The sequence below is a fragment of the Streptomyces sp. SudanB5_2050 genome (genome assembly GCF_964272335.1).
Lineage (GTDB): Bacteria > Actinomycetota > Actinomycetes > Streptomycetales > Streptomycetaceae > Streptomyces > Streptomyces rochei.
In genome coordinates this window covers 1,643,970-1,657,591 of the sequence record NZ_OZ186760.1, presented here as the reverse complement: position 1 = coordinate 1,657,591, position 13,622 = coordinate 1,643,970, and the positions used below count along the sequence as shown (strand labels likewise).

9 protein-coding genes and 5 tRNA genes are annotated in these 13,622 nt (G+C 75.3%); 8 read left to right on the top strand and 6 right to left on the bottom strand.

Annotation, left to right across the window (positions count from 1 at the left end):
* Positions 1-291 precede the first annotated feature (291 nt).
* From cobT to ACFZP7_RS07300, 3 genes are all read left to right on the top strand, one after another.
* Positions 292-4,479: a nicotinate-nucleotide--dimethylbenzimidazole phosphoribosyltransferase gene (cobT, locus tag ACFZP7_RS07310; protein ID WP_385634096.1), complete on the top strand. Its 4,188-nt coding sequence runs from the start codon at positions 292-294 to the stop codon at positions 4,477-4,479.
* Between the two features lie 218 nt (positions 4,480-4,697).
* On the top strand, positions 4,698-5,930 hold the full coding sequence (gene cobA, locus ACFZP7_RS07305) for a uroporphyrinogen-III C-methyltransferase (protein WP_385634095.1): 1,233 nt from the start codon (positions 4,698-4,700) through the stop codon (positions 5,928-5,930).
* A 1-nt stretch (position 5,931) separates the two neighbouring features.
* The gene (locus ACFZP7_RS07300; protein ID WP_385634094.1) at positions 5,932-6,750 is read left to right on the top strand and encodes a TrmH family RNA methyltransferase; all 819 of its coding nucleotides are present in this window, start codon (positions 5,932-5,934) and stop codon (positions 6,748-6,750) included.
* A gap of 450 nt (positions 6,751-7,200) precedes the next feature.
* On the opposite strand, the gene ACFZP7_RS07295 is transcribed toward ACFZP7_RS07300, so the two are convergent.
* Positions 7,201-8,652 carry a protein kinase domain-containing protein gene (locus tag ACFZP7_RS07295; protein ID WP_385638368.1) on the bottom strand — a complete coding sequence of 484 codons (1,452 nt, stop codon included), beginning with the start codon at positions 8,650-8,652 and terminating at the stop codon, positions 7,201-7,203.
* 589 nt (positions 8,653-9,241) lie between these two features.
* On the opposite strand from ACFZP7_RS07295, the gene ACFZP7_RS07290 reads away from it, so the two are divergent.
* The 3 genes from ACFZP7_RS07290 to ACFZP7_RS07280 all read left to right on the top strand — a co-directional run bounded on the left by ACFZP7_RS07290 (position 9,242) and on the right by ACFZP7_RS07280 (position 10,993).
* On the top strand, positions 9,242-9,424 hold the full coding sequence (locus tag ACFZP7_RS07290; RefSeq protein WP_019325138.1) for a hypothetical protein: 183 nt from the start codon (positions 9,242-9,244) through the stop codon (positions 9,422-9,424).
* A gap of 238 nt (positions 9,425-9,662) precedes the next feature.
* Complete coding sequence (locus ACFZP7_RS07285) at positions 9,663-10,607, top strand: phosphotransferase family protein (protein ID WP_385634093.1); 945 nt, start codon at positions 9,663-9,665, stop codon at positions 10,605-10,607.
* Positions 10,608-10,708: 101 nt separating this feature from the next.
* Positions 10,709-10,993, top strand: coding sequence for a zf-TFIIB domain-containing protein (locus ACFZP7_RS07280; RefSeq protein WP_078494819.1), 285 nt, complete (start codon positions 10,709-10,711; stop codon positions 10,991-10,993).
* Positions 10,994-11,056: 63 nt separating this feature from the next.
* Here ACFZP7_RS07280 and ACFZP7_RS07275 read toward each other — a convergent pair.
* The 5 genes from ACFZP7_RS07275 to ACFZP7_RS07255 all read right to left on the bottom strand — a co-directional run bounded on the left by ACFZP7_RS07275 (position 11,057) and on the right by ACFZP7_RS07255 (position 11,519).
* Positions 11,057-11,128, bottom strand: a tRNA-Val gene (locus ACFZP7_RS07275).
* A gap of 25 nt (positions 11,129-11,153) precedes the next feature.
* Positions 11,154-11,225: transfer RNA gene (locus tag ACFZP7_RS07270), tRNA-Val, on the bottom strand.
* Positions 11,226-11,261: 36 nt separating this feature from the next.
* Positions 11,262-11,333, bottom strand: a tRNA-Val gene (locus ACFZP7_RS07265).
* Between the two features lies 1 nt (position 11,334).
* Positions 11,335-11,408, bottom strand: a tRNA-Cys gene (locus ACFZP7_RS07260).
* Positions 11,409-11,446: 38 nt separating this feature from the next.
* Positions 11,447-11,519 (bottom strand) — tRNA-Gly (locus ACFZP7_RS07255).
* A 177-nt stretch (positions 11,520-11,696) separates the two neighbouring features.
* On the opposite strand from ACFZP7_RS07255, the gene ACFZP7_RS07250 reads away from it, so the two are divergent.
* Together ACFZP7_RS07250 and ACFZP7_RS07245 are read left to right on the top strand one after the other, a co-directional pair.
* The gene (locus tag ACFZP7_RS07250; protein ID WP_019325135.1) at positions 11,697-12,743 is read left to right on the top strand and encodes a chorismate-binding protein; all 1,047 of its coding nucleotides are present in this window, start codon (positions 11,697-11,699) and stop codon (positions 12,741-12,743) included.
* Positions 12,740-13,561 (top strand): aminotransferase class IV, encoded by an 822-nt coding sequence (locus tag ACFZP7_RS07245; RefSeq protein ID WP_019325134.1) that lies wholly within the window; start codon positions 12,740-12,742, stop codon positions 13,559-13,561. Before ACFZP7_RS07250 ends, ACFZP7_RS07245 begins: the two co-directional genes overlap by 4 nt.
* The last annotated feature ends 61 nt before the right edge of the window (positions 13,562-13,622 follow it).

Below are 13,622 nucleotides of genomic sequence, written 5' to 3'. Positions count from 1 at the left end.
CGCGGCCATTCGTCGGTCGATGTCCGTAAAAACCCGCCTGTTGTGGGCCCGGTTGTGGTACGGCAGAACCGGAGGACGCGCAACGTGGCGCAGTCCACAGCGGGCCGTCGCGGATCAAGCTGTCGTGACGGGGGAACGACCGCGACAATGCCACTCAATGGCTTTGTCGTCATTTCCGGCGGGTCGTTCGTGCCGCTGGGCACGCACGCTCGTTCTCACTGTGGGGCGGTCGGTGCGCCGTCCCGGGTGAGCTGGTCGTAGAAGCACTAACCGATGGGCGAGGGGTTACGCATGACCGACACCGGCCAGATCCCGGGCGAGGGGCTGCCGGAGAACGCAGGCATGGTGGAGCAGCCGGGCGTCCCCGCACCCGGCGCGTACACCTACCTCTCCGAGACCACCGCCGAGGACGAGGACCTGTTGCTGCTGCCGGGAGCGCAGAGCGCCTGGGGCAACGAGGTCGCGCCGCCCGCGCCGGAGCCGGTCGTGGAGACCGTGCACCAGCCGGGCCCGCACGAGTTGTCCGGCCGCGACAGCGGTTCGGTCGACCTCGGCGGCGTCCGTCTGCCCGAGCCGTCGCCGGAGCCCGTGTCGGCCCCGGCCCCGCCGCGCAGGCCCCTGCACCTCGGTCCGCCGATCCCCGACACCTCCGCGAGCCCGGTCCGCTCCCTCGCCGACCGCGGGCCCGCCGAGGCGCCGGTGCGCCAGGCCGGCCCGCCGACCACCGGTCCCGAGTACCTCGACGTTCCGCAGGCGGCGGCGATGCCTCCGCAGGGCGCGGCGCCCTGGGGCGCGCAGACGGCCGCGGCCCCGGGTGCCGGGGGAGTGCATGCGGAAACGGTTGTTCCGGCAGCCGACCGGACGCCGGAGCCGGTGGGTGCCGCACAGGCCCTCGTGACGCGCGTGGCGACGGAGGCCGTCGCGGCGACGGCCGGGGAGGGCGGTGAGGCCGCCCCTTCGGCTGCGGAGGGCACGGCCCCGGCGGGGGCCGAGGAGGCTCCCACCGAGCCCGTGGCCGAGCCGGCCCAGGCCGTGACGGAAACCCCCGGGCAGCCGGGGCCGGACGCCGCCCCGGCGACCGATGCCGCCGAGGCGGGCGTACCCCAGGCCGTACCGACGACCGGGCCGGTGGAACCGGCCGGGGACCCGGGGCCCGAGCAGGCCGCCGGGCCGGCTGAGGCGCCGGCGTCCGCACAGGCGGGCGAAGCGGCGCAGCCCGATGCCGCGCAGCCCGATGTCGCGCAGGCGGTCGAACCGGCGCAGGTTCCCGGTTCCGCGCAGGTCGTGGAGCCGGCCCAAGCCGCGGAGCCCGGCGCGACGGTGGAGCCGGCCGAAGCCCCGGAACCCGTCGGGACGGTGGAGCCGGCGGCAGAGGGCCTGGCAGACGGGGCGGCCGAGGCACAGGGGCCCGAGCAGGCGGTCGAACCGGCGCAGGTTCCGGAGGCCGCGCCGGTCGTGGAGCCGGCCGCAGCCCCGGGGGCCGTGGAGGCGGTCGAGCCCGTCGAGGCCCCGGGCCCGGCCGAGTCCGCCGAGCCGGTCCAGGGCACCGATGCGCCTCAGGCCACCGAGTCCGTCCAGACCACCGAGTCCGTCCAAGGCACCGATGCGCCTCAGGCCGCCGAGTCCGTGCAGGGCGCTGAGTCGCCGTCCGAGGTTCCCGGTCCCCAGGAAGTCCCGGCTGCCGGGGCACCGGTGACCGGGGACGCCCCAGCGGTCGCCGCCACCGCGACCGACCGGACGCCCGCCGAAACCGCGACCGAGCCCGAGGGACACGAGCCGTCCCCGGAGACCGTGTTCGCCACCGAACAGCCCGTCGCGGCACCGGAGGCGGTCGCGGAGCCGGAGGTCACCGCACAGCCCGTGCAGGCAGCAGCGGAGGAAGACCCGCACCCGGAGACGCAGCCCGTCCCCCAGCAGGCCGCACCGCAGGCCGACGCACCGCAGGACGCCGCCGCGCACCGGCCGGACGACGGGACGGTCGCCGACGCACAGCCGGACGACCGGACTGCCGGGGAGGGCCGGCCGCTTGCGGACGCTCAGCCCGCCCCGGACGGCCAGCTCACCCCGGACGGCCCGGCCGCCCAGGGCGACCAGCCGACGCCCGTCCCGGACGGCCGGCCCCTCCCGGACGGTGAGCCGGTCGCTGACGGACAGTCCGGCGAGCCCGGCCCCTCCGCCCAGCCCGGCCCGGAGGAGCAGACGCCCGTGCCGGACACCCAGCCCACCCCGGTCGCCCCGCAGCCCGCTCAGGGGCCCCAGTCCCTCGGCGGCAGCGACGTGTCGCGGCAGGCGGACGCTCCGCACGGTGCGCCCGAACCGGCGGCGGCCGACGCGACGCCGACGGACGGCGTCCAGCCGGCGCCGCACCCGGCCCCGGCCGCCGGGCACCACCCCGACCAGGCCGTGGGCCTCTTCGTACCGGTGGACGGTGGCCAGGTCCCGACGGCCCCGCACCTCGCGCCGACGCCCCCCGAGGCGCTCGCCGTACCGCCGGGGACGTGGGACACACCGGCGACGCAGCCGGCTCGGCCCGCCGCGGACGCCCCGGCCGCCCAGGCCACCCCCGAGGCCCCCGCGTCCGGCTCCCCGGTCCCGGCCCCGCGCGAGGCGGACACCGGAACCGGTCCCGAAACCGACCCCGAAGTCGCCCAGAACGCCGACGACCTGGACACCCGGGCCGCCACCGACCAGGAAGACCCGCACGACGTGAGCACGGCCGCCGAGGCGGAAGCACGACAGTCCACCGGCCCGGCGGCACCCGCCTACGCAGACGCCGAGCGCGAGGCCGTACTGAAGGTCATGCGCGAACGCCGCGACATCCGCAACGGCTTCCGCAGCGACCCCATCCCGCACGAGGTGCTGCTGCGCGTCCTGGAGGCCGCGCACACCGCGCCCTCCGTCGGCCACTCGCAGCCCTGGGACTTCGTCGTCATCCGCTCCGCCGACACCCGGCGGGCCATGCACGAACTGGCGATGCGTCAGCGCGACGCGTACGCCAAGTCGCTGCCCAAGGGCCGGGCCAAGCAGTTCAAGGAACTGAAGATCGAGGCCATCCTCGACACCCCGGTCAACATCGTCGTCACCGCCGACCCGACCCGCGGCGGGCGCCACACCCTGGGCCGGCACACCCAGCCGCAGATGGCGCCGTACTCCTCCGCGCTCGCCGTCGAGAACCTGTGGCTCGCCGCCCGCGCCGAGGGCCTCGGCGTCGGCTGGGTCAGCTTCTTCGACGAGCGGGAGATGGTCCGCGCCCTCGGCCTGCCCGAGCACCTGGACGTCGTCGCCTACCTGTGCGTCGGATACGTCGACGAGTTCCCGGACGAGCCCGAGCTGATGCAGGCGGGCTGGTCCAAGCGCCGCCCGCTGTCCTGGGTCGTCCACGAGGAGACCTACGGCCGTCGCGCCCTGCCCGGCGAGGCACCGCACGACCTGCTCGCCGAGACCGTCGCGCAGATCCGCCCGCTGGACGCCAAGGCGCTCGGCGAGGCGTGGGAGCGGCAGAAGCGCATGACCAAGCCGGCCGGCGCGCTCGGCATGCTGGAGATCATCTCCGCCCAGCTGTCCGGACTGTCCCGGCAGTGCCCGCCGCCGATCCCGGAGCCCGCCGCCGTCGCGGTCTTCGCCGGCGACCACGGCGTGCACGCCCAGGGCGTCACCCCCTGGCCGCAGGAGGTCACCGCCCAGATGGTGGCCAACTTCCTGGGCGGGGGAGCGGTCTGCAACGCCTTCGCCAGCCAGGTCGGCGCCGAGGTCTGCGTCGTGGACGTGGGCGTCGCCACCGACCTGCCCGCGACGCCCGGTCTGCTGCCCCGCAAGATCCGCGCGGGCACGTCCGACATGACCGCCGGCCCCGCGATGACCCGCGAGGAGGCCAAGCAGGCCATCGAGGTCGGCATCGAGACCGCCCGCGATCTGGTGGCGGCCGGCAACAAGGCACTGCTCACCGGCGAGATGGGCATCGCGAACACCACCGCGTCCGCCGCGCTCATCTCCGTCTTCACCGGCGCCGACCCGGCCGAGGTCACGGGCCGCGGCACCGGCATCAACGACGAGACCCTGGCCCGCAAGACCGAGGTCGTGCGCCGCGCGATCGAGGTCCACCAGCCCGACCCGGCCGACCCCATCGGCGTCCTCGCCGCGGTCGGCGGCTTCGAGCACGCCGCCATGGTCGGCCTGCTGCTCGGCGGCGCCTCCCTGCGCACGCCGGTCATCCTCGACGGCGTCAGCGCGGGCGCCGCCGCCCTGGTGGCCCGCGCGATCGCCCCCGAGGTGCTGGCGGCCTGCATCGCGGGTCACCGCAGCGCCGAGCCCGGTCACGTCGCCGCGCTCAACAAGCTGGGCCTGCGACCCCTGGTCGACCTCGACCTCCGCCTCGGCGAGGGCACGGGCGCCCTGCTCGCACTGCCCATGGTGCAGAGCACGGCGAGGGCGATGCACGAGGTGGCGACCTTCGACTCGGCGGGCGTGACGGAGAAGTAGCCACGACGGGGAAGGGCGGGCGCGACCGGCGAACCGGCCGCGCCCGCCCCGCCGCACCGACTGCCCCCCCGGCCGCACCGACGGCCTTCCCCCCGCCCGCGCCGATCCGACCTCGTGCCCCTTGCGCACGTCTCCTAGAATCCACGTATCCCCACGTCAGGGCCGCTCCACTGCCGCAGCGCCGCCCTCCGCACCGCCAGGACGAGGAGCGCTCCCTCATGGCCGAACACCCCGCCTACCCCGTAGGCCTCCGCCTGACCGGCCGCCGCGTGGTCGTCCTCGGTGGCGGGCAGGTGGCCCAGCGCCGCCTCCCGGCGCTCATCGCGGCGGGCGCGGACGTCCGCCTCGTGTCCCCCGACGCCACCCCGTCCGTCGAGGCGATGGCCGACGCGGGCGAGATCACCTGGGAGCGGCGCCCGTACGCGGAAGGCGACCTCGCGGACGCCTGGTACGCCCTGATCGCCACCAGCGACAGCGAGGCCAACACCGCGGCCTCCGCCGAGGCGGAACGGCACCGCGTGTGGTGCGTGCGCTCCGACGACGCCGACCAGGCCACGGCCTGGACCCCGGCGACCGGCCACAGCGAGGGCGTCACCGTCGCCGTGCTCACCACCGACGCGCGCCACCGCGACCCCCGCCACACCGCCGCCATCCGCGACGCGGTGGTCGAGGGTCTGCGCGACGGCACTCTCGTCGCACCACACCGGCGCACCCGCACTCCCGGCGTCGCCCTGGTCGGCGGCGGTCCCGGCGACCCCGACCTGATCACCGTCCGCGGGCGCCGCCTGCTCGCCGAGGCCGACGTCGTCATCGCCGACCGGCTCGGCCCGCGGGACCTGCTCGCCGAACTGCCCCCGCACGTCGAGGTCATCGACGCCGCGAAGATCCCGTACGGGCGTTTCATGGCCCAGGAGGCCATCAACAACGCGCTGATCGAGCACGCCAAGCAGGGCAAGACGGTCGTACGGCTCAAGGGCGGCGACCCCTTCGTCTTCGGCCGGGGCATGGAGGAGGCGCAGGCGCTCGCCGAGGCGGGCATCCCGTGCACCGTCGTCCCCGGCATCTCCAGCTCCATCTCGGTCCCCGGCGCGGCCGGCATCCCCGTCACCCACCGGGGCGTCGCCCACGAGTTCACCGTGGTCAGCGGCCACGTGGCCCCCGACGACGAGCGCTCCCTGGTCGACTGGCCGTCCCTCGCCAAGCTCACCGGCACACTCGTGATCCTCATGGGCGTCGACAAGATCGGCAGGATCGCCGAGACCCTCGTCGCGCACGGCAGGTCCCCCGAGACCCCGGTCGCCCTGGTTCAGGAGGGCACCACGGCCGCCCAGCGCCGCGTGGACGCCACCCTCGCCACGGTTGCCGAGACGGTCGTCGCCCGGGAGGTCAGGCCGCCCGCCGTCATCGTCGTCGGCGAGGTCGTCGGCGTCGGCCCGCACGGGACGGCCTGACATGGGCGAGCTGATCACGATCGACACCCCCGACGACCCGCGCCTGCACGACTACACCGGCCTGACCGACGTCGAGCTGCGCCGCCGCCGCGAACCCGCCGAGGGCCTGTTCATCGCCGAGGGCGAGAAGGTCATCCGGCGGGCCGGCGACGCGGGCTACGCGATGCGCTCGATGCTGCTCTCCGCCAAGTGGGTCGACACCATGCGCGACGTCATCGACGAGGCCCCGGCCCCGGTGTACGTCGTCGAACCGGAGCTGGCCGAACGGGTCACCGGCTACCACGTGCACCGCGGCGCGCTCGCGTCGATGCGGCGCAAGCCCCTGCACTCGGCGGCGGACCTGCTGCGGGCCGCCCGGCGGGTCGTCGTCATGGAGTCCGTCAACGACCACACCAACATCGGCGCGATCTTCCGTTCCGCCGCCGCCCTCGGCATCGACGCGGTCCTGCTCTCCCCGGACTGCGCGGACCCCCTGTACCGGCGCAGCGTCAAGGTCTCGATGGGCGCGGTCTTCTCCGTGCTGTACGCCCGCCTCGACACCTGGCCGGCCGGGCTGGCCACGGTCGGCGAGGCGGGCTTCACGCTCCTCGCCCTCACGCCCGACGAGCGGGCCGAACCCCTCGACGAGGTCGCCCCGCACCGCATGGACCGGGTGGCCCTGATGCTGGGCGCCGAGGGCGACGGCCTGTCCCGGCGCGCCCTGGCGGCGGCCGACCGATGGGTCCGCATCCCGATGTCCCACGGCGTCGACTCCCTGAACGTGGGCGCGGCGGCAGCGGTGGCGTTCTACGCGGTGACGGCGGGCCGCCCCACGGAGTAGCGGACCCGCCACCGAGCGGCGGACCGGCCACGGACCAGCGGACCGGCCACCGTGTAGGGACCCGCCACCGAGCGGCGGACCGGCCACGGACCAGCGGACCGGCCACCGTGTAGGGACCCGCCACCGAGCGGCGGACCGGCCTCCGAGCAGCGGACCCGCCACGGAACAACGGACCGGCCACCGAACGACGGTTCGCCCCACCGAGCGACGGTTCGCCCCACGGAGTATCGGACCGCCCACCGGCCGCTGCGCCCACCGGGGGCAGCCGGCCGTTCCCGGCACCGGGAGCCGTCCCGGACGAGGACGTCGAAGAACCGGTCCCGTCGACCGGGCACTGCCACGTCGGAGCCGAGCACCCGGCACCGCCGCGACCAGTCCCGCGCCGACCCCGCGCCGGCTGTGCCCGGCAGGCCCGCGGTCGCGCCCTGTGGGCGCCGGACGTCCGGACCGCTAGACCCCGGAGACCGGGCCCGGCCCGGCCATGTCACCCCGGACGTCCACCCGCTCCTGCTGCGCCCGCAGCCCATCCCGCTCGTCACCGAGTCCCCGCGACGGTCCCTGGCAGCCCTGTGCGGCGGCGATGCCCAGAGCCACCAGCAGCGTCACGACCACGAACACGAACAGGCGCTGCCGCAGCAGCCGCGGATTGGCGGGGCGCCGCCACCCGGTCCCCGTGGTCCTCGGAGCCGTACGGCCCGCCCCGCTGCGGGGAGCGGACCGGCCGCCGCTGTCGTGGCGGGAGGCGTTGCGTCCGGTGTTGCCGCGGGACGCGGGCGTGGGCCGCGAACCTCCCCGCGCCGCCCCGCCCCCGCGTGACGTGCTGCCGCCCCGCGCGGCCCCGCCCCGTGACGAGGTGCCCCCGCGCGAGGGCGTGCCGCCGCGCGACGGATCCGCACCCCGGGACGGCGCGGGCCCGCGGGACCCCGACGTGCTCCGCGGAGCGGGTGTGCCCTGCGCACCCGGCCTGCCCTGCGGACGCCGCTGCGCCCGCTCCGGGTAGGTGTCCGCGAGCCGCCCCGTCGGCATGTCCGCCTCCGCGCCGCGCGGTGCCGGCGGCCGTACGTCGGCCAGCCCCTGCGCCTCCCGCGCGGCGATCTCCTTCAGCCGCAGCGACAGCTGCAGCGTGCTGGGACGCTCCTCGGGATCCTTGGCCAGACAGGCCCGCACCAACGGCGCGAGGGCGTCCGGGACACCGTGCAGCTGGGCCTCCTCGTGCACCACGCGGTACAGCATCACCTCGGAACTGCCGTGCCCGAAGGGCGAGTCGCCCATCGACGCGTACGCAAGGGTGGCGCCGAGCGAGAAGACGTCGGTGGCCGGGGTGACGGCCGCCCCGCGCACCTGCTCCGGAGCGAGGAACCCGGGGGAGCCGACCGCGGTGCCGACGTGGGTGAGCGTGGAGGCGCCCGTGGCCCAGGCGATGCCGAAATCGATGATCCGCGGTCCCTTCGGGGACAGCAGGATGTTGGACGGCTTCAGGTCCCGGTGCACCACCCCGGCCTCGTGCACCGCGACCAGGCCCTCGGACAGGGCGGCGCCCACCGCGGCGACGTCGGCCGCGCCGAGCGGACCGCCGTCGACGACCTTGTCGTGCAGGGAGGGGCCGGGCACGTACTGCGTCGCGAACCAGGGGCGGTCGGCCTCCAGGTCCGCGGCGACCAGCCGCGCGGTGCAGCCGCCCCGGATGCGCCGGGCCGCCGAGACCTCGCGGGCGAACCGCGAACGGAACTCCTGGTCCTCGGCCAGGTCCGGCCGGATGACCTTCAGCGCGACCCGCTGCCCCTTCTTGTCGGAGCCCAGGTAGACCACGCCCATTCCACCCGCGCCGAGCCGCCTGTGAAGCCTGAACGAGCCGACGACGCGCGGGTCCTCGCGCCTCAGGCGCATCATCGCCATGTTCATCCCCGCTGCCCGGTCCCTGTGACGTGCCACAGCTTACGTTTCGACGGCCGCCCGCGCGCAGAGGCCGCGCCCTCTCGGGGCGAGGGATTGTCAGTGCCCGGTGCGAGAGTTGAGGGGCGGTCAGGGGAGGCGAGGCCCGGCCGGCTCCGGGTGGCGCGCGGTCCCAAGAGCCCGTCGGCGCCCGGGGTTTGGACCGGCGGCGGGCGGCGGGCCGAGGGCGGCGGCGGATGCCGTGGGGGTGTCACGGGCCGGCGGTCCACGGGGGCGCGGGGGCGTGCGCCGGGGGGAGGCGGGCGTGCGCCGGGAGGTGACGGGAGTGAGCGATGTCACCGGACAGTGCGGAGAAACCGGGTCATGATGGACAGCCCCTCCGGGAAGACCCCGAGGTCGGGGACCCGGTCTCCACCCAGGGGAGTACGCCCCGGGCCGGCGCTCATCCTCCGGGAGGCCCGGCAATCGGTACGAGGGCATGACGCCCGGTGGTCCCCGGACGCCTAGATTTGAGGTCAAGCGGCGGGTGCAGCACTCGTCCCCCGAGGTCAGACGCCCGCCGCTGCCAAAGACAACGGAAACGGTCAGGAGAGGGACCATGGCCCAGACGGTTCTGCGGACGCTGGTCCGCACGCGCGACAGCCGCCGTCAGACCCGCCGTCACCCCTTGGTGGCGACGATCATGGCCCTGCCCCTGGCGGTCCTGCTCCTCCTCGTCTTCGACGGGTGGGAGACAGTGGCCACACAGGCGTCGTCCGTGGGTGTGATGCTGGGGCGCTGAGCGGCGACCCCAGGCCCGGAAGAGCGGTCCGGGCGGGGACATCCACCCATGAAACCCCGTGGGGACGGGGGTGCGGCGGACGGCAAAATGCCGGCGCAGCTGGGGAGCTGCGCCGGCATTGCTCTTTCCGCCGCCGGGAGCACCCGCCCCCGGGCCGGCCCCCCTCGGCCCGCGCTCCCTCGCGGGCGAGCCCCCTCGGCCGGACTCCGGCGACAGCGCACCTGCGTACCCTCACCCCGTGACCACGGACGCCCTCCTCCCCGCCCTGACGGCCCGCGTCAGGCAGACGGCCCACGCCCGCACCGCGGCCTGCCCCTGTGGCGCGGCTGCCGAGGGCGACGCCACCCTCGCCGACCGCCCCGACGGCACCGTCGTCCGGCACGCCGGCACCGTCGCCAAGGCCCACGCGGCGGACGCCGACTCCGCCGCGCTGGCCCTCCGCGTCGGCGTCGCCGCCGGACTCCCCGGCATCCTGCTCCCCCCGCTCCACCCGGCGCCCGTCGCCCTGCACGACCGGCTCGTCACCTACTGGCCCTACGGCGCCCCCGTGGACCCCGGGGACCCGGACGCCGCACCGTGGGAGGCCGCGGCCACCCTCCTCGCCCGCCTCCACCGGGCCCCCGCCCCCACCGCCGTGCCGCCCATGCGCGGACCCGAGAAGGCCGCCCGCGCCGTCGCCCTGCTCCGGACCACCGCCCCGCACCATCCCGCCACCGCCGCCGTCCTGGACGCCTGGGCCGCCCTCCCCGCATGGGCCCGGGGCGAGGCACCCCTGCCGGACGCGGCCACCCTCTGCCACGGTGACTTCCACCTGGGCCAGCTCGTGCGCCACCCCTCGCCCGCCGGACCCTGGCTGCTGATAGACGTGGACGACCTGGGGACCGGCGCCCCGGCCTGGGACCTGGCCCGCCCCGCCGCCTGGTACGCGTGCGGACTGCTCCCGCCCGGGGAGTGGGACCGCTTCCTGTCCGCCTACCGCGCGGCCGGCGGCCCCGCCGTGCCGGCGTGCGAAGACCCCTGGCCCTCGCTGGACGTCCCGGCCCGTGCCCTGACCGCGCAGACCGCCGCCAGGGCCGTCACCAAGGCCGTCGCGGCGGGCCGGGACCTGGACGAGGTGGAGCGGTCACTGGTCGACGCCTGCTCCCGGATGGCCGCCGTCCGCCCCTCCACCCCGGGCGGTTGAGCAGGATTTCCGCGCCGTAGGGTGCAACCGACCCGTGGCCGGACAGAGTCTGTCCTGGAGATACGCGAAGCAGTACCGACCGGCGAGGAGTTGAGCCGACGATGCAGTGCCCCAAGTGCCGTGCACCGATGCACACCTACAACCGCAACGGCGTCCAGATCGAGCAGTGCAGCGGCTGCCGGGGAATCTTCCTCGACTACGGCGAACTGGAGTCGCTGACCCGCCTGGAGGCCCAGTGGTCCCAGCCCGCCCCGCCGCCTCCGCCCGCCGCCCCGCAGGCGTACCCGGCCGCTCCGGCGCCCGCCTGGGGCGCCCCGCACGGCGGCCACGGCCACCACGGCCACCACCGCCACAAGAGCTTCGGCCACATGCTCTTCTCCAGCTGATCGCGCGGACCGAGCCACGACGAAGCCCCCGGCCGTGGAGACGGCCGGGGGCTTCGGGCGGTGTGGACGATACTGGGATTGAACCAGTGACCTCTTCCGTGTCAGGGAAGCGCTCTCCCGCTGAGCTAATCGTCCTGGGAGCACCAGGTGCGGTACTGCGTGCGCGATACTGGGATTGAACCAGTGACCTCTTCCGTGTCAGGGAAGCGCTCTCCCGCTGAGCTAATCGCGCGGGGATCCGTACGGATCGGTGATCCTTGCGGACCAGTGGACGATACTGGGATTGAACCAGTGACCTCTTCCGTGTCAGGGAAGCGCTCTCCCGCTGAGCTAATCGTCCTTGGAGGTGGAGACGGGATTTGAACCCGTGTAGACGGCTTTGCAGGCCGTTGCCTCGCCTCTCGGCCACTCCACCAGGAGTGCAGGGGACCCGGGAGGCCCCCTCTTCCTGCGAGCGGACGACGAGGCTCGAACTCGCGACCTCAACCTTGGCAAGGTTGCGCTCTACCAACTGAGCTACGTCCGCCTGTCGATTCGGTCCGCTTCCGCGTCCCGGCGACGTGTTGAACTCTAGCGGATTCCGGTGCCAGTACAAAAACGCGTTTGTGCAGTGTGCTGCGCCGCCCCCGCTCGCGGGCCTGGTCAGGGCACCCGGAAGGACACGTTCGGGTCACCTCGGGGCCACCGTCCTAGACTCGGACACGTGCTCGACCTCCCTCCCCTCGCCCGCTTCGGCGACCGTCTCGCCACCGGTCTCCTCGACGTCACGAGCGACCCCGCCGCCCTGGATTCCGAGGGCTTCTGGGCCGTCTGCGCGGACTTCGAGGGCCGTCTGACCTGCGCACGCTTCGGCGACGTACGGCAGCGACCGGTTCCGGCGCCCGCGCCGGGGCGCTGGCGCGGGCCGGCGGTCGACGCGTGGACGTCCTCCCTCGACCGCGCCGCGTACACGGCCGCCGTACGCCGCATCCGCGAGCACATCGCGGCCGGCGAGGTCTACCAGGCCAACCTCTGCCGGGTCCTCTCGGCGCCCGTCCACCCCGGCGCCGACGTGGACGCCCTCACCGCGCTGCTGGCCCGCGGCAACCCGGCGCCGTACGCCGGGACGCTCCGGCTGCCGGGACACGGCGTCGAGATCGCCACCGCCTCGCCCGAGCTGTTCCTGCGCCGGGACGGCCGGACCGTAGAGTCCGGACCGATCAAGGGGACCGGGCGGACCGAGGCCGACCTCCTGGAGAAGGACTACGCCGAGAACGTGATGATCGTGGACCTCGTCCGCAACGACGTCGGGCGGGTCTGCGCCACGGGCAGCGTGACGGTGCCCGACCTGTGCGCCGTGGAGAAGCACCCGGGCCTGGTCCATCTCGTGTCGACCGTCAGGGGCGAGCTGCGCCCGGACGCCGGCTGGCCGGAACTGCTCGCGGCGGCCTTCCCGCCCGGGTCCGTCACCGGCGCCCCCAAGTCCAGCGCGCTGCGGATCATCGACGCCCTGGAGACCGCGCCCCGGGGCCCCTACTGCGGCGGCATCGGCTGGGTCGACGCCGACCGGGGCACCGCGGAGCTGGCCGTCGGCATCCGCACCTTCTGGCTCGACCGGGCCGAGGGGCTGCTGCGCTTCGGGACCGGCGCCGGCATCACCTGGGGGTCCGACCCGGAGGGGGAGTGGCGGGAGACCGAACTGAAGGCGGCGCGGCTGCTCGCGGTAGCGTCGGGGACGTACGAGGTGAGTGGAGAGGGAATACAGGCGTGAAGATCTGGCTCGACGGCGGGCTCCAGGACATCGAGTCCGCCCGCGTCTCCGTCCTCGACCACGGGCTGACCGTGGGCGACGGCATCTTCGAGACCGTGAAGGCGGTGGACGGCAGGCCGTTCGCCCTGACCCGGCACCTCGACCGGCTGACCCGCTCGGCCCGCGGCCTCGGCCTGCCCGACCCCGACCTCGACGAGGTCCGCCGCGCCTGCGCCGCCGTCCTGGAGGCCAACCCCATGCCGCTGGGCAGGCTGCGCATCACCTACACCGGCGGCCACGGCCCCCTCGGCTCGGACCGCGGCGAGCACGGCACGACCCTCGTCGTCGCCCTCGGCGAGACCGGCCGGCGCCCCGACTCCACGGCCGTGATCACGGTGCCGTGGACCCGCAACGAGCGCGGCGCCCTCACCGGACTGAAGACCACGTCCTACGCCGAGAACGTCGTCGCCCTGGCCCGCGCCCGCGAACGGGGCGCCAGCGAGGCGCTGTTCGCCAACACGGTGGGGCAGCTGTGCGAGGGCACCGGATCGAACGTCTTCGTCGTCCTCGACGGCGAGATCCACACCCCGCCGGTCGCCTCCGGCTGCCTCGCCGGAATCACCCGCGCCCTGGCCGTCGAGTGGACCGGCGCCCGGGAGACCGACCTGCCGCTGGACGTCCTCGGACGGGCCGACGAGGTCTTCCTCACCTCGACCCTGCGCGACGTGCAGGCCGTGCACCGCGTCGACGACCGTGAACTGCCCGGCGCTCCGGGGCCGGTGACCGCCAAGGCCATGCGGATCTTCGAGGAGCGCTCCGGGGACGATCTGGACCCCTAGCTCCGTCCGGGTCCGGGCCGGACCCGGAAAATCAGGCTGACTCGAGCCCCGTCGCCGGGTA

Coding starts and splice junctions, on each gene's coding strand:
- ACFZP7_RS07295 (WP_385638368.1), bottom strand. CDS start 8,652: ATGAACATGGCGATGATGCGCCTGAGGCGCGAGGACCCGCGCGTCGTC.
- cobT (WP_385634096.1), top strand. CDS start 292: ATGACCGACACCGGCCAGATCCCGGGCGAGGGGCTGCCGGAGAACGCA.
- ACFZP7_RS07280 (WP_078494819.1), top strand. CDS start 10,709: ATGCAGTGCCCCAAGTGCCGTGCACCGATGCACACCTACAACCGCAAC.
- cobA (WP_385634095.1), top strand. CDS start 4,698: ATGGCCGAACACCCCGCCTACCCCGTAGGCCTCCGCCTGACCGGCCGC.
- ACFZP7_RS07290 (WP_019325138.1), top strand. CDS start 9,242: ATGGCCCAGACGGTTCTGCGGACGCTGGTCCGCACGCGCGACAGCCGC.
- ACFZP7_RS07300 (WP_385634094.1), top strand. CDS start 5,932: ATGGGCGAGCTGATCACGATCGACACCCCCGACGACCCGCGCCTGCAC.